Raw genomic sequence first — 20,080 nt, 5'->3', positions numbered from 1 at the left:
GCAGGCGGGGGCCGCGACAGGCCTGGCGCTACTGCCATAGCGGCCCCCGCCTGCGCGGGGGCGACGGCAGGGCCTCAGGCCTCGCCGCCCTCGGTCGTCAGCAAGCGGGCGTCCACTCCCGCTTCGGCGAAAGCCGCCTGCCACCGCTCGGCGGGCGGCGTTTCAAACAGCAGCCCGTCGCTGCCCGGCGTGACGTGCCAGCCGTGGCGCACCATCTCGCCCTCAAGCTGTCCCGGCGACCAGCCCGCATAGCCGAGCGCCATCAGCCAGCGTGACGGGCCGCGCCCTTCGCCGATCGCGCGCAGAATGTCGTGCGAACTCGATACCATCCAGCGATCGCCGACCTGCACCGCTTCCTGACCCGCCCAGTCGCGGCTGTGGAGCACGAAACCGCGCGAGGGTTCGACCGGGCCGCCGAGGAAGACCGGCTGGTCGAGCGGCGCGTCATGCCCGATTTCGAGCTGGTCGAGCACTGCCCCGACGGTCATGCCGTCGATCGGATCGGCGATGCCGATTCCCATCGCGCCCTCCTCGTCATGGCTGATCATCGCGATCACCGAATGTTCGAAGCGGGGATCGCCGATACCCGGCAGCGCGAGCAGCAGCTGGCCGGTGAACCAGGTGGGGGCGGTGTCCATGATGCTACAATGCCGTGCGGGGGCGGGGCGGTCCAGTGTCTTTGGGGCGTGAGTTGGTTTTCGGAGGGATTCTTGCCTTTCCCTTGTCCGTCATCCCGGCCTTCGCCGGGATGAGGATGAAATGAAGGTCGTCTTCCGCCCCTTAGCCGTCGTGGCTACCCCTCGACCGGCCCCTCGAACTTTTCGATCACCCAATCCTCGGCCTGCGCGCCGCCGATCCATTCCTGCATGTGCGGATGGCTGATCACCGCCTGGGCATAGGGCAGGGCGAAGCGCGGCAGCGGGATCGAATAGGTGATGAAACGCGTCACCACCGGCGCGAACATCATGTCGGCGGCCGACCATTCGCCGAAGAGGAAATCGCCCGCACCGCCGAACCGCGCGCGCGCCTCGGCCCAGATTTGCAGGATGCGGATCACGTCGGCCTGCACTTCGGGGAGAAGCTCCGCGGCAGGATAGATGCGGCGGATGTTCATGCTGTGCTCGCGGCGGAGCGCCGCAAAGCTCGAATGCATTTCGGCCGCCATCGACCGCGCCATCGCGCGCGCCGCCATATCCTCGGGCCAGTAACCGCGCGCGCCGCCGGTCTTTTCGTTGAGATAGTCGACGATCGCCAGGCTGTCCCACACGACGATGTCGGCGCCGTCCCACAAGATCGGCACCTTGCCGCCCGACGGCGCAAATTCGTCGCCCTCGCGCCGCTGGTTCCACTCCTCATCATAGAGCGGGACGGTGACTTCCTCGAACGGCAAGCCGCTGTGCTTGACGGCGAGCCAGCCGCGCAGGCTCCAGCTGGAATAGGCCTTGTTGCCGATGAAGAGTTTCATGGGGACTCCCGATTTCCCTCTCCCCCGGAGGGAGAGGGATGTGGAGACTTGGCAGCTTGCTGCCTAGTCGAAGCCGGGTGAGGTGGCGATGCGAGGCCCTTGCCCTCACCAAGTTGCGGTAGGCCCGACTTCGTCGGACCAACCTTCACTATCCTCTCCCTCAAGGGGAGAGGAGTGCAAATCAACTCTCCACCGCTTCCAGCACCGCGGTGCGCAGTTCGGCGATCCCCATGCCCTTTTCGCTGCTCGTCGCGATGACTTCGGGGTGCGCGGCGGGATGTTTGCGCGCCTCGGCCTCGGTCGCGGCGTGCACCTCGGCGAGGGCGCTCGCCTTTACCTTGTCGGCCTTGGTGAGCACGATCCGGTAACTCACCGCCGCGGTGTCGAGCATTTCCAGCACCTCGCGGTCGACGTCCTTGATGCCGTGGCGGCTGTCGATCAGCACCAGGGTGCGTTTCAGCACCTGTCGCCCGCGCAGATAATCATTCACCAGGAAGCGCCATTTTTTGACGACATCCTTCGGCGCCTTGGCAAAGCCATAGCCGGGCATGTCGACGAGCCGGAACACCAGCGGCGCGCCGACGTCGAAATAGTTGAGCTCCTGCGTCCGCCCCGGCGTGACCGAGGTGCGCGCGAGGCCGTTCCGGTTGGTGAGCGCGTTGAGCAAGGACGATTTGCCGACGTTCGAACGCCCCGCAAAGGCGATCTCGGGTACGCTCGGCGGCGGCAGATGCTGGAGCGCGGGCGCCGATTTGAGGAAGGCGATCGGACCCGCAAACAGCTTGCGCGCGCGTTCGGGGCGTTCTTCGGACAAGGGGTCGATCGCGCCATCATTATTCATTTTCGTCATCCCCGCGAAAGCGGGGACCCAGCGTGCCGCCGCTGAAATCCTCGTTGTCGCTATCTGGGTTCCCGCTTTCGCGGGAATGACGAAGATAGGTTGGCGCCATCACTTCGCCGGTGCCGCCTTCAGCGCCGGGAACTTGCGGTACATCCACTGCTGCTGCCCGATCGACAGGATATTGTTGGTGATCCAGTACAGCAGCAGCCCCGCCGCGAAAGGCGCCATGATGAACATGAACAGCCACGGCATGATCTTGAACACCTGTGCCTGCACCGGATCGGCGGGGGCGGGGTTCAGGCGGAACTGGAGCCACATCGTCACGCCCAGGATCACCGCGAGCAGTCCGATCGCGAGGATCGACGGCGGGGTAAAGGGCAAAAGCCCGAACAGGTTCAGAATGTGCAGCGGATCGGGCGCCGACAGATCCTTGATCCACAGGTAAAAGGGCTGGTGGCGCATTTCGATCGCCAGCATCAGCACCTTGTACAGCGCATAGAAGATCGGGATCTGGATCAGGATCGGCAGACAACCCGCGAGCGGATTGATCTTTTCATCCTTGTAGAGCTTCATCAGCTCCTGCTGCATCTTGGGCTTGTCGTCCTTGTAACGGTCCTGCAGCGCCTTCATCTTCGGCTGCACGACGCGCATCTGCGCCATCGATGCGAACTGCTTGTTCGCGATCGGGAACATGAGCAAACGGATGATCAGCGTCAGCGCCATGATCGCAAGGCCGAAATTGCCCACCTTTTCGAACAGCCAGTGCAAAAGCTTGAAGATCGGTACTTCGAAAAATTCGAACCAGCCCCAGTCGATCGCGTTCGACAGGCGCGTGATGCCCTGATCGTTCTGATAGGTTTCGAGGATTTCGACTTCCTTGGCGCCGGCAAAGATGCGGCTCGTGGTTGTCAGCTGCTGCCCCGGCGCCACGGCCGTAAAGTCGCGCGCGAACAGGGTCTGGTAATTGTTCGCCGCCGGCGAACTGATCGCCGCCGTGACCCGCTCGCCCTTCGCCGGAACGATCGCCGCGAGCCAATATTTGTCGGTGAAGCCCAGCCAGCCCGCCGCATTGTAGCGGACGGTGCGGTTGGCCGCTTCCTCGACATCGTCATAATCGACATCGAACACCGACTTGCCGTCGAGATAACCCGTCGGGCCGACGTGGATCGTCCAGCTATCGACCTCGTGCGGGTCGGTCGGCTTGCCGAGGCGGTCGATCAGCGCAAAGCTGTTCAGCGACACCGGCGCGGTGCCGCTGTTCACGACCGTCTGCTTGGCGGTGATCAGATAATTGGCGTCGATGCTATATTCGATGCGAAAACTCTGGCCCGTGCCGTTCGCCCAGCTCAGCGTCACCGGGGTGGTCGGGGTCAGCTTCGCGCCGGTCGCGGTCCACACGCTGTTCGCGCCCGGAACCTGGACGCCCTGTGCCGCCCAGCCGAGGCTCGCGAAATAGGCCGCGGGGGTGCCGCCCGGCGCGAACAGGCGCACTGCGGGCGAATCCTTTTTGATCGTCTGGCGATATTTGGTGAGCGTGACGTCGTCGATCCGCGCGCCGACAAGGTTGATCGACCCCCTGATCGCGGGGGTCTCGATCGGAATGCGCTGTCCTTCGGCGAGCACGACGTCGACCGGGCGAATCGCCTGGGGCGCGGGCGCGGCGGCGGGAGCGGCAGCCGTGGGCGCGGGCAGCGCGCTCGGCTGGCCCTGCGCGGCCGGGGCGGTGGACGGCGCGCCATTGGCGCCGGCGACCGTCCTGGTCACGTCGGGCTGGTCGGGGGTCGGGAAAAACCGTTCGGCGACGAAATTCCAGCCGATCAGGATGGCCACCGACAACAGGATTGCCGCGATCAGGTTACGCTTGTCGTCCACGCTTTTTCCGTCTCTCTTCGTCTCAAATTGTCGGGGAATGCGGTATCAAGGCACCGGGTCGTAGCCATGACCGCCCCAAGGATGGCAGCGCAATAGCCGCTTTGTCGCGAGCCAGCCACCCTTGATCGCACCATGGCGGCGAAGCGCGACGATCGCATATTCGCTGCACGATGGCGCATAGCGGCACGTCGGCGGCAGAATACGCGAGGGCCCAAGCTGCCAGCCGCGCGCGATCAGGATGAGCAGGCGGGCGATCATGCGGCAGGCCCGGAAGACGGCCGAACTTTATTCGCGATTTTCCCTACCTCGTCATCCCGCACCCTTCGACGACGCTGAGGACAGGCTTGATCCGGGGTCCATGACACCGATGGAGGAATGGACCCCGGATCAAGTCCGGGGTGACGATGAGAGGGCATCACGGCTCTCATCACGCCAGCTTCTTCGCTGCGCGCTGCAACGCCGACGCGAGCTGTTCGCCCAGCTCGGCAAAAGCGATGTCGTTGGCGCCGGGGCGGCCGATCAGAACATGGTCGGCGCCCGTGATCCCCGATTCGGGCAGCGCGGCGCGCGCGAGTTCGCGAAAGCGCCGCTTCATACGGTTGCGCGTGACCGCGTTGCCGACCTTCTTGCTGACCGTATAGCCGACACCCGGCGTCGCATCGCCGTCGCCGCGCGGGCGGACGAGCAGGACAAAGCCGGGCATGGGAAAGCGAAGGCCGCGATTCGCGGCCAGAAATTCGCTGCGTTTGTTAAGCGTTCGCACCGGCCACGCCAGCGCGCTGCCGGTCCTTAGGCCGACAGCTTCTTGCGGCCGCGGGCGCGGCGGGCGGCCAGGACCTTGCGGCCGCCGACGGTGGCCTTGCGGGCGCGGAAGCCGTGACGGCGCTTGCGCACGAGGCGGCTCGGTTGATAGGTGCGCTTCATCGCGGTTTTCCCTAGATCTCGTCAAATGCTGCAACAGAAAAGGGCCGCCAAGCGTGGGCGGCCACCGTTGGAGGCGCGGATAAGCAAGAGTCGGCGCAAAGTCAATCGCCATCTACCCGGTCCAGCGCTTCGCGCGCGCGCCGCCGCGCGGCGCTGACCCGGCGCATCACGCGGTCGGTCCACGCGCCATAACGCGGGTGCCGCCATTTGAAGCGTACATAGGCGCGCTTCGCCCACGCGCTGTTCTGCAGGCAGAGCATCAGCCCCAGCGGAAAGACGATCAGGAAACCGGGGCCCGGCAACGGCCCGATCACGACGCCGACCACCATCATCAATATACCGAGCGCAAACAGCGCTGTGCGCACCTGCGCATTCGACCGCAATCGCTGGTAAAGGCTCCGCTTCGCCATAGGGGGCGATGTGGGGAGCCTGCGGCGTGTTACAAGGCTAAAGCAGCTTGGCGCGACGCCTTTTCCGTCATCGCGGCGTCGGCCGGGATGACGGAAAAGGAAAGAGATGGGGTGGGCGGGATTAACGCGCGCCCATCGTGCGCAGGCGGTCGCGTAGCGGACCCCAGGAGGCGATGCCTTCGGCGACCCGGCCGTTGATGACAAAGGTAGGCGTGCCGGTGATCTGATATTTCTCGACCCCCGCGTTGGTGCCCTTTTCGATCGCCTCGACATTTTCGACCTTGGCGAGGCATTGTTCGATCGTCGCGGCGGGGACGCCGCGCTGCTGGTAGAATTGATCGATGCCCCATCCCTTTGCGAGCGCGTTGAAGCGCTGCTGCGGCGGGAGCTGCATCGCGGCCTCGATCCCCGGCTGCGGTTTCGACGCGCCGGCGATGAAGGCTTCATGTTCGAGGAAGGTCGCGTCGGCGAGCGGGAAGAAGCGGTCGGTGCCGGTGCATTTGACGATCGCGCCCGCAATCGCGTCGACCGGGTGGAGCATGAAGGGGGTCAGCTTGTACGACACGCGGCCGGTGTCGACGAAATCGCGCTTCAGCTCCTCGTGCGAATCCTTGGCAAACTGCGCGCAGTGGCCGCAAGTGAAGGCGCCGAACTCTTCGAGTTTGATCGGCGCATCGGGGTTGCCCATGACGACGCCGTCGCCATCGACACTGACGACCTGCGACCAGCTTTTGCCCGCGGGCGGGGCGACCTTGGCGACGACATCCTGTTCCTTGGCCGGGTCGGCGGTGCCGCCGCCACAGCCGGCAAGCGCGAGCGCGCCGAGCGAGGACAGGAGGGCGATACGAAGCGTTGCGGTCATATATTCATCTCCACGAGGTCGGGAATGCGGGGTTTCTACGCAGCCTTGAGCGCGGCGTCGAGTTTCGATTTGAGCGCGGGCCACGCGATTGCATCGGCGCGCTGGCCGTTGAGGAAAAAGCTGGGGGTGCCAGTGACGCGATCGGCGCCGCGCCCGATATTCGTCATGCCGGTGAGTTCGGCCTGCGCAACCTCGCTGCCCAGCGCGGCGTCGAGCTGCGCTTCGGAATAGCCGCGCGCGCGCATCAGCGCGGCAAGGCCGGTATCGGCGGCAATGCGCCGCGCACGCTGGGCCGTGCTGCCTTCGAACCAGCTTGTCTTTTGTGCGTCGGTCGCCTTTTGAACCTTGGCGATGAAGGCGGGGAAGGCCGCGAAGATCGCCTGATGGTTGCCGGCAAAGGCGCCGGGGCCACCGGCGCGCGCGAGCAGTGCCGCGGTCATGTCGACCGGATCGCGGACAAGGTTGCGATACTCGAAGAGGACAAGCCCGCGGTCGATATATTGCGTCTTGAGCGGGGCTGACGCCTCGCGCGCGAAGTCGGCGCAGACGTGACAGGTGTAGCTGAAATATTCGACGAGGCGCAGTTTCGCGGCGGGATTGCCAACGACATAGGCGCCGATCGGGCTGGTCGTCACCGTCCGCGACCAGGCCGCGGGCCTGGCGGGCGCGGCGGCGATCAGCGTCAGTGCGGCGCCCGACAGCGCAGCGATCGCGCAGCGGCGGTCGAGCAGATTATCGTGAAGGACGGTCATGGCAGGAACCCTAGCTGATCTTGGGCAGCCGCGGCGGCGCCGCGAGCCCGGCGGCCATGCGTTCGAGCACGGTCCTGAGTTCGGGGTCGCCGATGTCGCGCAGGCTGTCGCCCAGTTCGGCGGGTACGGGTTTCAGCATGGCTGGCGGCTGAACGGGTGCGGCCGGGATAACCTGGCCGTGCGTCATGCGGACGGTGGCGATCGCGGCATAGCCGAAGAAGCGGTTGACCGCGGCGATGATGTCGGGCGCGACATGCTGAAGCATCGGCGCGTGCGCGCCGCTGATCGTGAGGTGCAGCGTGCCGCCCGCCTTTTGTCCCGCGGGAAAGCGGATCATCGCGGGCTGGGTGACGTCGGCCAGACGGTCGCCGACGATCTCGCGCCAGCGGCTGACCACCGAGCTTTGGATGAAGCCGAATTTGCGAAAGGCGGTGCGGCCGATTTCGGGGACGAGGTCGGAGATCGCGCGCGCCTCGCCGCCGCGCGGGCGTTCATAGGCGCGCGGGGCGGGCTTGGCGGGCTTGGCCCCGCGTTTCGCCTTCGCCTTTTTGGCGGGCGTGCCGTCTCCCGTGGCTTTCGTCATGCCGGGTGCCATGCCATAGGCGGGGGGTGAGCGTCCAGACTTCCAACGCGGAAACACCCCTCGCCTTCAAGGGAGGGCAGCGAGACTTGGCAGCTTGCTGCCCAGTCGCAGCGGGTGGGGTCTATCGGCCTCGCGCAAGGCCGATGGACCCCACCCCAACCCAGTGTCAGGTAAACCGTCCCCCGGACGGTTTAGGTCATGCCGGGGGCATGACCGACCTGACACTCCTGAAGGGGAGGGGCTTATAGTGCCTCCCGATATGAGCTTTCCCACCCGAATCCTCGCATGGTACGACCGGTCGGCGCGTGTGCTGCCGTGGCGGATCGCGCCGGGGAGCGCGGAGGTTCCCGACCCCTATCGCGTGTGGCTGGCCGAGGTGATGCTCCAGCAGACGACGGTGGCCGCCGTCGCGGGCTATTTCGCGCGTTTTACCGATCGCTGGCCGACCGTTGCCGATCTGGCGGCGGCCGAGGACGCCGAGGTGATGGCGGCGTGGGCGGGGCTTGGTTATTATGCGCGGGCGCGCAACCTGCTCGCCTGCGCGCGGGCTGTGGTCGCCGATCATGGCGGGCGTTTTCCCGATAGCGAGGCGGCGCTGCGTGTGCTGCCGGGGGTCGGCGATTATACCGCGGCGGCCGTCGCGGCGATCGCCTTTGGCCGTCCGGCGGTGGTCGTCGACGCCAATATCGAGCGTGTGATCGCGCGTCACCGGTGGATCGAAACGCCGCTCCCGGCGGCGAAGCGCGCGATTCGCGCCGCGCTCGAACCGCTGGTCCCCGCCGACCGGCCGGGCGATTTTGCGCAGGCGCTGATGGACCTTGGCGCGACCATCTGCACGCCGCGCTCGCCCGCCTGCGGCATCTGCCCCGTCACGAGCGACTGCCGCGCGCGCGGTCGGCCCGACGTCGAACGAGTGCCGGTCAAGCCGCCCAAAAAGGCAAAACCGCGCCGCCACGGAATCGCACACTGGATCGAACGCGATGGTGCCATCTGGTTGGTGCGGCGGCCGGGCAGGGGGATGCTCGGCGGGATGCGCGCGCTGCCCGGCGGCGACTGGACCGATCTGCCTCCCGCCGAATCGGGGCTGGTCAGCGTCGACCATGGCTTCACGCATTTCGACCTGACGCTCGCCCTCATATGCCGCGATGCCCCATGCGAAACCGCCGATGCCGCAGCGGAAGGCGAATGGTGGCCGATTGCCGAGCTTGACGCCGCGGGTCTGCCGACGCTCTATCGCAAACTAGTGGGCAAGATGCTGGAGAGACGCGGATGAACATGATGGTGACGCGCCGAGCGCTGATGGGCGGCATGGCGCTGGGTGGCGGCGCGGCGCTGTTGCCGCGCGCGGCGTGGGCCTGGCGCGCCGACGGGGGTACGCTCTATCCCGCGACAAGCGCGTTCATCAAAGGATTCGTCGATCGCCGCGAGCTTACGGGAACGCTCGCCGCGATCGGAAAGGGGCAGGAGGCGCCGGTGTTCATCGGTGCGGGGGTCCAGTCGAACGGGGCGCCAACGCCGGTCGGCCCCGACACGATCTGGCGTCTCTATTCGATGACCAAGCCGGTGACGGGCATCGCCGCGATGCTGCTGGTCGAGGAGGGAAGGATGCGGCTCGACCAGCCGATCGCCGATTTCCTGCCCGCCTTTGCCGATATGAAGGTCCAGAACACGCCCGACGGTTCGCTGACCGACGTGCGCCCCGCAAAAGGGGCGATCACGGTGCGCCAATTGCTCACCCACACCGCGGGCCTTGGCTATAATATCATCCAGAAGGGGCCGATCAAAAAGGCCTATGACGACAATGGCATTGTCGGCGGACAGGCAAGCCGCCTGCCGATTCCGGGCTTTGCTCCCGTCACCCCCGCACCCAGTCTCGCGGCCATGGCCGACCGGCTGGCCGAACTGCCGCTCGTTTACGAACCGGGGACGAAGTGGAGCTATTCGATCAGCCTCGACCTGCTGGGACGCGTGATCGAGGTCGTGTCGGGCCAGGCGTTCGACGCCTTTCTGAAGGCGCGGCTGTTCGATCCGTTGGGCATGACGAGCACCGGATTCATGGTCGCCGCGAAGGATGTGCCGCGCTTCACGAGCAATTATGCGCCGTTCAGCGGCGCGCTCATCCCCTTCGATCCTGCGCGAAGTTCGATCTATCTCGACCCGCCGCCCTATCCGTTCGGTGGCGGCGGGCTGGTGTCGAGCGCGCGCGATTACGACCGCTTCCTTGCGATGCTGCTCGGCGAAGGCAAAACGGGCGGCGTGCGTGTGATGAAGCCCGAAACCGCGCGGCTCGCGATGTCGAACCTGATCGACGACAGTGTCGATCGCAAGGGCACCTTCATCGACGGCGAAGGTTTTGGCGCCGGCGGGCGCGTGTCGTTGCCGACCTCGCCGGGCGGTGAGGGGATTTTCGGCTGGGCGGGCGCCGCGGGGACGATCGGTTTCGTTCACCGGGGTCTCGGCTATCGCGCGGCGGGCTATACGCAGATCATGCCGCCCGACGCGGTGTCCTTCCAGTCGAAGTTTGGCGAGACCTTCTTCAAGGATGTTGCGCGCTGATGCCGCTGCCGCTTGGTTTCACCGGCGCGCGCCTCGACCGCGCCGACCAGCTTCGCACCAATGCAGCGGCCTTCGCCGCGGCACTCAACGATCCGCGCGCGACCTGCCTTGCCATGGACGGCATCGACCCCGTGCCGGGCGAGGGTGGCGGATTGCTGTGGGAACCGCTCGACCCCGCCGACGCGCGCGCGCCGATATTGCTCGGCATCGACGATGCGGGCGCGCCGCGCTTTGTGCGCGAGGCCGCACCCGGCGCGCGCGTCGACGCGCGGTCGCGCACCGTGATGCGGCTGCTGCCGCTCTTGTCGGGAGAGGAAGCGGCGCTGTACGGGGGCGCGCGCAGCCTGGTCGACTGGCATGCGCGGCACCATTTCTGCGCGGTGTGCGGCGCGCCGACCGCGCTGTTCCGCGGCGGCTGGGGGCGGCGCTGCGGAGCGTGCAACGCCGAACATTTCCCGCGCGTCGATCCGGTGGTGATCATGCTCGCCGAACATGACGGCCGCGTGCTCGTGGGCCGCCAGGGCGGTTTTCCGCCGGGCTTTTTCTCCGCTCTCGCGGGTTTTGTCGAACCCGGCGAATCGCTGGAGGAAGCGGTTGCGCGCGAATTGTTCGAGGAGGCGGGCATCCACGTGTCGGACGTCACCTATGTGGCGAGCCAGCCGTGGCCGTTCCCCTCGTCGCTGATGATCGGTTGCCGCGCGGTCGCGGCCGATCCCACGCTGACGCTCGACACGACCGAGATCGAGGCGGCGATGTGGGTCGACCGCGCCGAGGTACGCGCCGCGCTGGCGGGCGACATGGGCGCGCCGTTCATGGCGCCGCCTCCGCTGGCGATCGCACGATATTTGCTGGAGGATTGGGCGGGGTAGCAGGGATTACGGGGGTGGGGAGGGAACACACCCAACTTCGTCATCCCCGCGAAAGCGGGGACCCAGAGCGTATGTAGGCTGATCCCACACTGGGTTCCCGCTTGCGCGGGAATGACGAAGTGAGGGAAGGCGGAACGTCGTGTTCCGGCTGCAACCGGCCTAACGACCCGCTGGACCGAACGCGGCTAGCCCCGCTTGCCAGTAATCCGGCTGATTTCCTTTGCCACCATCGCCTCGACCAGCGCGGGCAAATGGGCGTCGAGCCATTCTTTCAGCATCGGACGGAGCGCGTCGAGCACGACGTCTTCCATCGTGCGGCCCGTCGCGGCAGGGGCCGCGGTCGTCGCGGCGGCGACTGCGGGCGTGATCGCGGCGGTCAGCGCCTCGAGCGATTGGCGCGCGGCGTCGGCGCTCGCCTGCGAAACAAGCTCTTCCGCGGCTTCGGGTGCTTCCTCGGCGGCCACCCGATCCTCCTCATCCTGCAGGTCGAGAATATCGTCGGCTTCGGGGACGCGAATTTCGCGCACTGCGCCCGGCGTTTCGTCGCGAGCGATCACGCGCCGAATCGACGACAATATATCTTCCATCGACGGTTCCCGCGACATATCGCCCATACCAGCCCCCTAAACCATCGCGATTACCGGATGGTTAACGCTTTCCTTACCGGTCCGGCGCGGTCTTTGCCAAGCCTTATTGTGGCGCGGGCGCGGGCGGGCCTTCGGGAACCGCGGCGTCGGCGGCGGGGACTGCGCGCGTGCCGGTCGCAACCTGTTGCGGCTTCGGATCGTCGGCCCAGTCCCACAGCTGGCCCTTGACGCGGCGGTAATTGACCTCGGGGTCATAGAGCGCGCCGCCCTCGATGCCCAGGTCGCGCGCCTCTGCCTTGCCCATCGCGGCGAGCAGCGAGAAGGCGGCGACATAGGAGTTGCGCTGCGCCGAAACGAGCTGGACCTGCGTGTTCAGATATTCTTGTTCGGCGTTCAGAATGTCCAGAATCGAGCGTGTTCCGACGCTGTTTTCGGCGCGCACGCCTTCCAGCGAAAGCGCATTTGCGCTGACCGCCTGCCGCGTCGCGGCGATGATCCGTTCGTTCGCCTGCCACGCGGCATAGGCGCCGCGCGTCTGCGCGATCACGCCGCGTTCGACCTCTACATATTGTTCGATCGCCTGGCTGTTGCGCGATTGCGCCTGCCGCACCTGCGCCGAACGGCGGCCGCCAGTAAAGATCGGCAGCGAAACCTCCACCCCCGCGGCCGCGCTCGACGTTTCCTGCGTCACGCTGACCCCTGGCACGCCGCTGTTCAGCGAACCGAGGAAATTATTGTAACCGCCGCTCAGGATCGCCGACACTTTGGGCGCTCGCGTCGACTTGGCGGTGCCGATGTCGGCGCGCGACGCGTTGACCTGTTCGTTCGCGGCCTCGATGTCGGGGTTGCTGTCGAGCGCGATCGCAACCGCCTCTTCGGCGGTGGCGGGCAGATTGGGGAGCGCCGGCGGCGCTTCGAGGTCGACCGGCGCCTCGCCGACGAGGCGGATATAGGCTTCGCGGCTGGCGATCAGATTGGCTTCGGCGGTGCGCAGGTCGCCCTCGGCCAGCGCGAGCCGTGCTTCGGACTGCGCGACGTCGGTGCGGGTAAGATCGCCGATCTCGAACCGGTCGCTCGTCGCCTGCAAATTGGTGCGCAACACCGCGACATTCTTTTGATTGAGCTGGACGATCGCCTGATCGCGGATCACGTCCATATAGGCGCCGACGACTTGCGAAAAGACGCTCGCCTCGGTCGCGCGAAGATTGGCCTGTCCCGCCTCGACGCGATGCTGTGCCGCACGCACGGCATTGCGCACCGCGCCGCCTTGATAGATCGGGACGCTCAGCCGTCCGCCCATCGTAATCGAGCGCGCGGGCGAGCTGAAATTATTGCCGGGGATGATCAGATTTTCTTCATAGCTTGCCTGCGTGCCGATTTCGGGCAGGCCGAAGCTTTTTTCGATCGGGACATTTTCGTCGTTCGCGCGCTGGCCCGCGCGCGCCGCCGTCAGCGTCGGGTTGTTTTCATACGCCTTGGCGAGCGCGCCCTGCAGCGTTTCGGCCTCAGCCCCCATCGGCAGCATCAGCGCGCCTGCGGCCAGCCCGGCAAGCCAGCGGGCACGACGAGGGGACTGTCTTTTATCGCTATCGGTCATCGTCGTGTCAGCCTGCAACAAGGAGGGGAAAGGCGGCTCAGAAGCGGAAGCCCGCGGGCGCGGCAAAGCCGGGCAGCGGCGCGACGTCCATGTCGGCAAAGCTGCGCAGCGCGATCGCGCCGCCCGTCTTCACCCCCTGAACGAGCCGCGTCACCGCACCTTCGCGGCGGGCGGCGATCAACCGGCCGCCCTCGGCGAGCTGCGCCGCGAGCGCGTCGGGCAGGATTTCGATCGCGCCGTCGATGATGATCCGGTCGAAAGGCGCGGCGTCGGGCGCGCCCGCGGCGAGCGGCGCCTGCACCCAGCGGATGTTCGCGCCACTCGTCGCGGCCTGGCCCGCGGCGATCAGCGCCTCGGCCTCTTCGACCGCGTGGACTTCGGCGCCCAGTTGCGCGAGCAGCGCAGCGGTATAGCCCGTCGCACCCCCGACCAGCAGCACGCGCATTCCGGGCCGCACGGCGGCGGCGACGAGCATCCGGCCGGTGACGAGCGGGGGGTTGAGCATCCGCCCCCCGCCCAGCGCGATCGCGCGGTCCATATAGGCGACGCTGGCGAGCGCGGCGGGCACATGCGCCTCGCGCGCGACCGCGGCCATGGCGGCGACGACCGCGGGATCGGTGACGTCGTTCGTCCGCAATTGGCTGTCGATCATGGCGGAGCGCATCTCCGCCGCGGTGATTTCGCTAAACTTGGTCGCCATCAGCCTGTTCCGATTCCCTGAGCCTTTGATCCTTTGCAGGCCGCTCTACCCGAAGCCATGCTGTATTGCAATAGTAATACAGCCTGAGCGCCCGCTGCCGCGCGCATAGCCCGGCGGGCCGGAAGCGCCAACCCCCGCGTTGGTGCCAGCAATTGCGAAACAATCGGATTGCCAGTGCCGGACGAAACCGCTAGGGGCGCTCACTCCACGCATTTCAAGCGCCTGAGGCCCGATGGCGGAGTGGTGACGCAGCGGACTGCAAATCCGTATACGCCGGTTCGATTCCGGCTCGGGCCTCCAACTTCTTTTCCCGAATCAAGCTAGGCGGCGCGCCCGGTTGGGGCGTCATCCGACACTGCTGGACATTTTTCCTGCGCTAAATTATATACCAGTCGTTATGGAAGTTGAAACTGCCTCCAGCGCTGGTTCGCACTCCGGGTCCCACAAGGGGCGCCCGCGCGAATTTTGCGTCGATGCGGCGCTCGCGGCGGCGCTGCGCGTCTTCTGGTCGAAAGGCTATGAAGGTGCGTCGATGGCGGACCTGACCGAAGCCATGGGGATAACCAAGCCCAGCCTCTATGCCGCCTTCGGCAACAAGGAGGCGCTTTTCAACAAGGCGCTCGATCTCTACGAGCGCGAAAAACTCGACTATATGCAGGCCGCGCTCGCCGCGCCGACTGCGCGCGGCGTCGCCGAACGGCTGATGTACGGCGCGCTCGATATGTATTGCTGCCCCGAGAATCCGAACGGATGCCTGGGGGTGATCAGTTCGGTCGCCTGCGGTGCCGAGGCCGAATGTATCCGCGAGGCCGTGCTCGAACGCGGCGCTGCGGCGAAGCGCGCGATGCTGGAACGGCTGAAGCGCGCCAAGCAGGAAGGCGATTTTCCGGAGGATGCGGATCCTGAAGGCCTCGCGGCCTTTCTGATGGCGGTGAATCAGGGCATGTCGGTGCAGGCGGGCGCGGGCGCGACGCGCGCCGAACTCGAACGGCTGGTCGAAACCAGCCTCAAATTGTGGCCGGGGCGCTGACCCGCCGGCCATCCGCCCGAAAACCGGCGGCGCTGCTTCGCTAAAGGCGCTGAAAGAATTATTTTTACTGACCGGTACAGAATGCGCTTGACGCATCGCGCTGCGATTTATATACCACTCAGTATACAAAGATAGGACTCTCCCCCGGAGCGGTCGCCGCGTGACGGGATCATGCGGCGGCCGGATCCAACGACAGCATGAATTTGACCCGGGAGCGGGCTCGACCCGGCCGGGCGCCGATGGCGCTCGGCCGCAAGAAAACAGGGCCCGGCGCGTGCATGTGGATGCGCGGCGCCGGATGGGGCGGCCATCCTCTTTCGAGAGGGTCGTCTGCACAGGAGGACCGACATCACGACGCGGCGGAAGCGACGCTTCCGGCGACGGGTTGCTGCGTGCCTGCGCGCGGCGACCGATCCGAACGAAGAGAAGAGGGCATAGCGATGACCGTTCACACCCCGATCGAAAAGCTCGACCCCGCCGACGCGCGGGTCCGCCGCGAACTCAAGACTTTGCTCCGCCCCGCACGCAGCCGCCGCGCCGCGTGGATCGGCGCGCTGCTGGTGCTGGTCGCGGGTGCCTGGTGGCTGCTCCGCGATGGCGCGCCGCAGGCGGCCGCCGCCCCCGCTCCGGTGCTGACCGTCGCGGCACCGCTCGCGCGCGATGTGACATTATGGGACGAATATATCGGCCGCTTCGAAGCGTCGAAGGCGGTCGAGGTGCGGCCGCGCGTATCGGGCGCGATCACCGCGATCCATTTTGCCGACGGCCAGATCGTCCGCGCGGGCCAGCCGCTCTTCACCATCGATCCGCGCCCCTATCGCGCCGCGCTTGCCGAGGCGCGCGCGGCGGCGGCGAGTGCGCGCAGCGACCTGGCTCTGGCGAGGCTCGAACTCGAACGCGCGAGCCGACTCGTCGATGTCGAGGCGGTGTCGCAGAGCGAGATCGACCGGCTCCGCGCGCGCGTCAGTGCCGCGACGGCGGCGCTCGCCGGTGCGGAGGCGCGTATCGCCCAGCGCGCGCTCGACGTCGAGTTCACCACCGTCCGCGCGCCGCTCTCCGGACGCATCTCGGACCGGCAGATCGACGCCGGCAATCTCGTCTCGGCCGGCGATGCCGGCGGCACATTGCTGACGACAATCAACGCGCTCGATCCCATTTATTTCACCTTCCAGGGTTCGGAGGCGCTGTTCCTCAAAACCAAGCGCGAAGGCGGCGACAAAGGCGCCGACGTCGAAGTCCGGTTGCAGGACGAGAATGACTATCGCTGGAAGGGCCGGCTCGACTTCACCGACAACGGGCTCGACCCGCGGTCGGGCACGATCCGCGCGCGCGGCCGCTTCGCCAATCCCGACATGTTCCTGACCCCCGGCATGTTCGGCAACATGCGGCTGTCGACGGGCCGGACGGCGCGCGCGCTGCTCGTCCCCGCCGCCGCGGTGCAGACCGACCAGGCGCGCAAGATCGTCTATGTCGTGGGCAAGGACGGCATGGTTGCGGCAAGGCCGGTGGAGATCGGCCCCGAAATCGACGGTCTTCGCGTCATTCGATCGGGTCTGACAGCGACCGACCGTGTCGTGATCACCGGATACCAGTTCGCCCGTCCGGGCACCAAGGCCGAGACCAAGGCGGGCAGGATCGTCGCCGACGCGCCGAAATCGGCGGCAGATGCGACGACCGAACCGGTGTCGGCGCAGGCGACCTTCGCACGGTAATTACGCTCGTCATCCCGGCGAAGGCCGGGATCTCCACGGTGCGTCCATCTTTAACGTCGAGATCCCGGCCTTCGCCGGGATGACGGAGGTGCTCGCGCTACCGAAGGCCAAATCTCCAGACAGGGGCTCTCCCATGCGCCTATCCCGCTTTTTCATCGACCGGCCGATTTTCGCCGCGGTCATCGCCGTCATCATCACCATCGTCGGTGCGGTCGCCTATATCGGCCTTCCCGTGTCGCAATATCCCGACATCGTCCCGCCGACGGTGACGGTGACGGCCACCTATCCAGGCGCGTCGGCCGAAACCGTCGCCGACACGGTGGCGGCACCGATCGAACAGGAAATCAACGGCGTCGACAATATGCTCTATATGAGCAGCCAGTCGACCGGCGACGGCGTCGTCACGATCACCGTGACGTTCAAGATCGGCACCGACCTCGATGCCGCGCAGGTGCTGGTACAGAACCGCGTCGCGATCGCGACGCCGCGCCTGCCCGAAACGGTGCAGCGTCTGGGCGTCGTGACGCGCAAGACCTCGCCCGACTTTCTGATGGTCGTGAACCTCGTCTCGCCCGACAAGTCGCTCGATCGCGCCTATATCTCCAACTATGCGCTGACCCAGCTGCGTGACCGCCTCTCCCGCATCGACGGCGTCGGCGACGTGCGCCTGTTCGGCAGCCGCGACTATGCGATGCGCGTGTGGATCGACCCCGGCCGGGCCGCCGCGCTCGACCTCACCGCGGGCGAGATTGTCGCGGCGCTGCGGCGGGAGAATGTGCAGGTCGCCGCGGGCACGCTCGGCCAGCCACCCTATGCGGGCGGCAGCGACTTCCAGCTCAATGTCGAGACGCAGGGCCGCCTTTCCGACCCCAAGGATTTCGCCAATATCGTCATCCGCAGCGATGCCGACGGACGGCAGGTCCGCGTGTCGGACGTCGCGCGCGTCGAGCTGGGCGCGTCGGATTACAACAGCAATACCTATCTCTCGGGCGACCCGACCGTGATCATGGCGGTGTTCCAGCGCCCCGGGTCGAACGCGCTCGCGGCCGCCGAAGCGGTCGAGGCCGAGATGGCGGCTTCGGCAAAGAATTTCCCCAAGGGCCTCGAATATCGGGTCATCTATAACCCCACCGAATTTATCGCCCAGTCGATCGACGCGGTGATGGATACGCTGCTCGAAGCCGTCGTGCTGGTGGTGATCGTGATCCTCGTCTTCCTGCAGAAATGGCGCGCCGCGATCATTCCGGTGCTCGCGATCCCGGTGTCGCTGATCGGCACCTTCGCGGTGCTTGCGGCGGTCGGCTACAGCCTCAACAATCTGTCGCTTTTCGGGCTGGTGCTCGCCATCGGCATCGTCGTCGACGATGCGATCGTCGTCGTCGAAAATGTCGAGCGCAATCTCGAAAAGGGCATGAGCGCGCTGGAGGCCGCGCGCACCTCGATGGACGAAGTGTCCGCCGCGCTCGTCGCGATCGTGCTCGTGCTGTGCGCGGTGTTCGTGCCGACCTTGTTCCTCACCGGGCTGTCGGGCGCCTTTTACCAGCAGTTCGCGGTGACAATCTCGACCGCGACGATCATCTCGCTCATCCTCTCGCTCACCCTGTCGCCCGCGCTCGCGGCGATCCTGCTCCGCGGCCATTCGGCGCCGGTGAACGAGGGAAGGGGGATGCGGATGGTGCGCCGCGCGGGCGACGCGTTCAACCGCGCGTTCGAACGGATGAGCGATGGCTATGCGCGGCTGACCGCACGGCTGGTCCGCGCGCCCAAGAAGATGATGATCACTTACGCGGGCCTTATCGCCGCGACCGCGGGGCTGTTCTGGGCCACCCCGACGGGCTTTATCCCCGCGCAGGACCAGGGCTATTTCCTCGTCGTCGCCAAGCTGCCCTCGGGCGCTTCGGTCGAGCGCACCGACGAAGTGCTGCAAAAGGTCGCGGCGCGCGTGCTGCCCGTCGAGGGCGTGCTGGGATCGGTGATGCTTGCGGGTTTCGACGGCCCGTCGCAGACGCTCGCCCCCAATTCCGCCGCCGCCTATTTCCCGCTGAAATCCTTCGAGGAGCGCAAGAAGCTCGGCGTCAAGTTCGAGGACATCATGGCCGAGGCGCAGAAGCGGACCGCCGACATCACCGAGGCACAGATCGTCGTCATCCCGCCGCCGCTGATCCAGGGCATCGGTTCCGCCGGCGGCTACCGGATGGTCGTGCAGGACCGCGGCGGCCACGGCTATGCGGCGCTCGCGACAGAGGTGAACAATCTGATCGGCAAGGCGAACGAGACCCCCGGGCTCGCCAATGTCTTCACCTTTTTCGACCCGACCAACCCGCGCGTCTTTGCCGACATCGATCGCGCCAAGGCGAATGCGCTCGGCGTTCCGCCCGAGCGGGTGTTCGAGGCGCTGCAAGTCTATCTTGGCTCCGCCTTCGTCAACGACTTCAACCTTTTGGGCCGCACCTACCGCGTCACGGCGCAGGCCGATGCACCCTTTCGCCAGCGCGTTTCGGACATCGCGAACCTGCGTACGCGGTCCGATTCGGGCGCGATGGTACCGATCGGGTCGGTCGCGAACTTCGAGGACCGCACAGGGCCGTACCGCGTCACGCGCTACAATCTTTTCCCGGCGGTCGAGATCGACGGCGACACCGCGCCGGGTTCCTCGTCGGGCGCATCGCTGACGACGATGGAAAAGCTCGCCGCGGACACGCTGCCCGCGGGTTATGGCACCGAATGGACGGGCATCGCCTTCCAGCAGAAGGCGGCGGCGAACACGGCGGGGATCGTCTTCGCGCTGGCGGTGCTGTTCGTCTTCCTCGTGCTCGCGGCGCAATATGAAAGCCTGGTGCTGCCGCTCGCGATCATCCTGATCGTGCCGATGTGCCTGCTCGCGGCGATGATCGGCGTGAATTTGCGCGGCATGGACAATAATGTGCTGACGCAGATCGGTCTCGTCGTGCTCATCGCGCTCGCGGCGAAAAACGCGATCCTGATCGTCGAATTCGCCAAGCAGGCGGAGGAACAGGATGGGTTGTCGCCGGTCGATGCCGCGGTGCGCGCCGCGCGCGACCGCCTGCGCCCGATCCTGATGACGAGCTTTGCCTTCATCCTGGGCGCGGTCCCCTTGCTCATCGCAAGCGGGGCGGGGGCGGAACTGCGCCAGGCGCTGGGCACCGCCGTGTTCTTCGGAATGCTCGGGGTGACGGCGTTCGGGCTCGTCTTCACCCCGACCTTCTATGTCGTCTGCCGCGCGCTCGGCGACTGGTTCGCTGCGCGCAAGCGCGGGCCGGGCGGTCATGGCGCGGCGCTGCCCGTGCCGGCGGAATGAT

Annotated in this window: 20 protein-coding genes and 1 tRNA gene; 7 read left to right on the top strand and 14 right to left on the bottom strand. The window is 66.7% G+C overall.

Annotation, left to right across the window (positions count from 1 at the left end; genetic code table 11):
• Window positions 1–74: 74 nt before the first annotated feature.
• The 11 genes from RIA72_RS01300 to RIA72_RS01250 form a co-directional block, all read right to left on the bottom strand.
• Window positions 75–638 carry a YqgE/AlgH family protein gene (locus tag RIA72_RS01300; protein ID WP_350030548.1) on the bottom strand — a complete coding sequence of 188 codons (564 nt, stop codon included), beginning with the start codon at window positions 636–638 and terminating at the stop codon, window positions 75–77.
• A 155-nt stretch (window positions 639–793) separates the two neighbouring features.
• The gene (locus RIA72_RS01295) at window positions 794–1,465 is read right to left on the bottom strand and encodes a glutathione S-transferase family protein (RefSeq protein WP_350030547.1); all 672 of its coding nucleotides are present in this window, start codon (window positions 1,463–1,465) and stop codon (window positions 794–796) included.
• A 181-nt stretch (window positions 1,466–1,646) separates the two neighbouring features.
• On the bottom strand, window positions 1,647–2,306 hold the full coding sequence (gene yihA, locus RIA72_RS01290) for a ribosome biogenesis GTP-binding protein YihA/YsxC (RefSeq protein ID WP_350030546.1): 660 nt from the start codon (window positions 2,304–2,306) through the stop codon (window positions 1,647–1,649).
• Window positions 2,307–2,414: 108 nt separating this feature from the next.
• Entirely contained in the window at window positions 2,415–4,178 is a 1,764-nt protein-coding gene (gene yidC, locus RIA72_RS01285; RefSeq protein WP_350030545.1) for a membrane protein insertase YidC, read from the bottom strand.
• 45 nt (window positions 4,179–4,223) lie between these two features.
• A complete protein-coding gene (gene yidD, locus RIA72_RS01280; protein WP_237839059.1) occupies window positions 4,224–4,436 on the bottom strand; it encodes a membrane protein insertion efficiency factor YidD in 213 nt (70 codons plus the stop codon).
• A 169-nt stretch (window positions 4,437–4,605) separates the two neighbouring features.
• Window positions 4,606–4,941, bottom strand: coding sequence for a ribonuclease P protein component (gene rnpA / locus RIA72_RS01275; protein ID WP_350030544.1), 336 nt, complete (start codon window positions 4,939–4,941; stop codon window positions 4,606–4,608).
• 26 nt (window positions 4,942–4,967) lie between these two features.
• On the bottom strand, window positions 4,968–5,102 hold the full coding sequence (rpmH, locus tag RIA72_RS01270; RefSeq protein WP_003046693.1) for a 50S ribosomal protein L34: 135 nt from the start codon (window positions 5,100–5,102) through the stop codon (window positions 4,968–4,970).
• 101 nt (window positions 5,103–5,203) lie between these two features.
• Window positions 5,204–5,512 (bottom strand): PGPGW domain-containing protein, encoded by a 309-nt coding sequence (locus RIA72_RS01265; RefSeq protein ID WP_350030543.1) that lies wholly within the window; start codon window positions 5,510–5,512, stop codon window positions 5,204–5,206.
• 121 nt (window positions 5,513–5,633) lie between these two features.
• The gene (locus RIA72_RS01260; RefSeq protein WP_350030542.1) at window positions 5,634–6,374 is read right to left on the bottom strand and encodes a DsbA family protein; all 741 of its coding nucleotides are present in this window, start codon (window positions 6,372–6,374) and stop codon (window positions 5,634–5,636) included.
• A gap of 35 nt (window positions 6,375–6,409) precedes the next feature.
• Window positions 6,410–7,126: a DsbA family protein gene (locus RIA72_RS01255; RefSeq protein WP_350030541.1), complete on the bottom strand. Its 717-nt coding sequence runs from the start codon at window positions 7,124–7,126 to the stop codon at window positions 6,410–6,412.
• A 10-nt stretch (window positions 7,127–7,136) separates the two neighbouring features.
• Window positions 7,137–7,709, bottom strand: a complete 573-nt coding sequence (locus RIA72_RS01250) for a DUF721 domain-containing protein (RefSeq protein WP_350030540.1) — start codon at window positions 7,707–7,709, stop codon at window positions 7,137–7,139.
• A 259-nt stretch (window positions 7,710–7,968) separates the two neighbouring features.
• Here RIA72_RS01250 and RIA72_RS01245 point away from each other — a divergent pair, with 259 nt between their 5' ends.
• From RIA72_RS01245 to nudC, 3 genes are read left to right on the top strand one after another with little or no spacing between them, the layout of a single operon-like run.
• Window positions 7,969–8,982, top strand: a complete 1,014-nt coding sequence (locus tag RIA72_RS01245; protein ID WP_350030539.1) for an A/G-specific adenine glycosylase — start codon at window positions 7,969–7,971, stop codon at window positions 8,980–8,982.
• On the top strand, window positions 8,979–10,265 hold the full coding sequence (locus RIA72_RS01240) for a serine hydrolase domain-containing protein (protein ID WP_350030538.1): 1,287 nt from the start codon (window positions 8,979–8,981) through the stop codon (window positions 10,263–10,265). The genes RIA72_RS01245 and RIA72_RS01240 overlap by 4 nt, the downstream gene beginning before the upstream one ends.
• A complete protein-coding gene (gene nudC / locus RIA72_RS01235) occupies window positions 10,265–11,134 on the top strand; it encodes an NAD(+) diphosphatase (RefSeq protein ID WP_350030537.1) in 870 nt (289 codons plus the stop codon). Before RIA72_RS01240 ends, nudC begins: the two co-directional genes overlap by 1 nt.
• Before the next feature lie 185 nt (window positions 11,135–11,319).
• Here nudC and RIA72_RS01230 read toward each other — a convergent pair whose 3' ends face one another.
• The 3 genes from RIA72_RS01230 to RIA72_RS01220 all read right to left on the bottom strand — a co-directional run bounded on the left by RIA72_RS01230 (window position 11,320) and on the right by RIA72_RS01220 (window position 14,018).
• Entirely contained in the window at window positions 11,320–11,748 is a 429-nt protein-coding gene (locus RIA72_RS01230; RefSeq protein ID WP_350030536.1) for a DUF2497 domain-containing protein, read from the bottom strand.
• Between the two features lie 76 nt (window positions 11,749–11,824).
• Window positions 11,825–13,318 carry a TolC family outer membrane protein gene (locus RIA72_RS01225; RefSeq protein WP_350030535.1) on the bottom strand — a complete coding sequence of 498 codons (1,494 nt, stop codon included), beginning with the start codon at window positions 13,316–13,318 and terminating at the stop codon, window positions 11,825–11,827.
• A gap of 37 nt (window positions 13,319–13,355) precedes the next feature.
• Window positions 13,356–14,018 (bottom strand): protein-L-isoaspartate O-methyltransferase family protein, encoded by a 663-nt coding sequence (locus RIA72_RS01220; RefSeq protein ID WP_350030534.1) that lies wholly within the window; start codon window positions 14,016–14,018, stop codon window positions 13,356–13,358.
• Window positions 14,019–14,244: 226 nt separating this feature from the next.
• On the opposite strand from RIA72_RS01220, the gene RIA72_RS01215 reads away from it, so the two are divergent.
• From RIA72_RS01215 to RIA72_RS01200, 4 genes are all read left to right on the top strand, one after another.
• Window positions 14,245–14,318, top strand: a tRNA-Cys gene (locus RIA72_RS01215).
• A gap of 97 nt (window positions 14,319–14,415) precedes the next feature.
• Window positions 14,416–15,048: a TetR/AcrR family transcriptional regulator gene (locus RIA72_RS01210; RefSeq protein ID WP_350030533.1), complete on the top strand. Its 633-nt coding sequence runs from the start codon at window positions 14,416–14,418 to the stop codon at window positions 15,046–15,048.
• Window positions 15,049–15,488: 440 nt separating this feature from the next.
• Window positions 15,489–16,760 carry an efflux RND transporter periplasmic adaptor subunit gene (locus RIA72_RS01205; protein WP_350030532.1) on the top strand — a complete coding sequence of 424 codons (1,272 nt, stop codon included), beginning with the start codon at window positions 15,489–15,491 and terminating at the stop codon, window positions 16,758–16,760.
• Window positions 16,761–16,893: 133 nt separating this feature from the next.
• Complete coding sequence (locus tag RIA72_RS01200; protein ID WP_350030531.1) at window positions 16,894–20,079, top strand: efflux RND transporter permease subunit; 3,186 nt, start codon at window positions 16,894–16,896, stop codon at window positions 20,077–20,079.
• Window position 20,080 lies beyond the last annotated feature (1 nt).

It is taken from the genome of Sphingopyxis sp., assembly GCF_040216815.1.
Lineage (GTDB): Bacteria > Pseudomonadota > Alphaproteobacteria > Sphingomonadales > Sphingomonadaceae > Sphingopyxis.
Note: the sequence above shows the minus strand (reverse complement) of the source record. Positions and strands in the feature narration are given on the sequence as shown.

Coding starts and splice junctions, on each gene's coding strand:
- RIA72_RS01300 (WP_350030548.1), bottom strand. CDS start 638: ATGGACACCGCCCCCACCTGGTTCACCGGCCAGCTGCTGCTCGCGCTG.
- RIA72_RS01295 (WP_350030547.1), bottom strand. CDS start 1,465: ATGAAACTCTTCATCGGCAACAAGGCCTATTCCAGCTGGAGCCTGCGC.
- yihA (WP_350030546.1), bottom strand. CDS start 2,306: ATGAATAATGATGGCGCGATCGACCCCTTGTCCGAAGAACGCCCCGAA.
- yidD (WP_237839059.1), bottom strand. CDS start 4,436: ATGATCGCCCGCCTGCTCATCCTGATCGCGCGCGGCTGGCAGCTTGGG.
- rpmH (WP_003046693.1), bottom strand. CDS start 5,102: ATGAAGCGCACCTATCAACCGAGCCGCCTCGTGCGCAAGCGCCGTCAC.
- RIA72_RS01265 (WP_350030543.1), bottom strand. CDS start 5,512: ATGGCGAAGCGGAGCCTTTACCAGCGATTGCGGTCGAATGCGCAGGTG.
- RIA72_RS01260 (WP_350030542.1), bottom strand. CDS start 6,374: ATGACCGCAACGCTTCGTATCGCCCTCCTGTCCTCGCTCGGCGCGCTC.
- RIA72_RS01255 (WP_350030541.1), bottom strand. CDS start 7,126: ATGACCGTCCTTCACGATAATCTGCTCGACCGCCGCTGCGCGATCGCT.
- RIA72_RS01250 (WP_350030540.1), bottom strand. CDS start 7,709: ATGACGAAAGCCACGGGAGACGGCACGCCCGCCAAAAAGGCGAAGGCG.
- RIA72_RS01245 (WP_350030539.1), top strand. CDS start 7,969: ATGAGCTTTCCCACCCGAATCCTCGCATGGTACGACCGGTCGGCGCGT.
- RIA72_RS01240 (WP_350030538.1), top strand. CDS start 8,979: ATGAACATGATGGTGACGCGCCGAGCGCTGATGGGCGGCATGGCGCTG.
- nudC (WP_350030537.1), top strand. CDS start 10,265: ATGCCGCTGCCGCTTGGTTTCACCGGCGCGCGCCTCGACCGCGCCGAC.
- RIA72_RS01230 (WP_350030536.1), bottom strand. CDS start 11,748: ATGGGCGATATGTCGCGGGAACCGTCGATGGAAGATATATTGTCGTCG.
- RIA72_RS01225 (WP_350030535.1), bottom strand. CDS start 13,318: ATGACCGATAGCGATAAAAGACAGTCCCCTCGTCGTGCCCGCTGGCTT.
- RIA72_RS01220 (WP_350030534.1), bottom strand. CDS start 14,018: ATGGCGACCAAGTTTAGCGAAATCACCGCGGCGGAGATGCGCTCCGCC.
- RIA72_RS01210 (WP_350030533.1), top strand. CDS start 14,416: ATGGAAGTTGAAACTGCCTCCAGCGCTGGTTCGCACTCCGGGTCCCAC.
- RIA72_RS01205 (WP_350030532.1), top strand. CDS start 15,489: ATGACCGTTCACACCCCGATCGAAAAGCTCGACCCCGCCGACGCGCGG.
- RIA72_RS01200 (WP_350030531.1), top strand. CDS start 16,894: ATGCGCCTATCCCGCTTTTTCATCGACCGGCCGATTTTCGCCGCGGTC.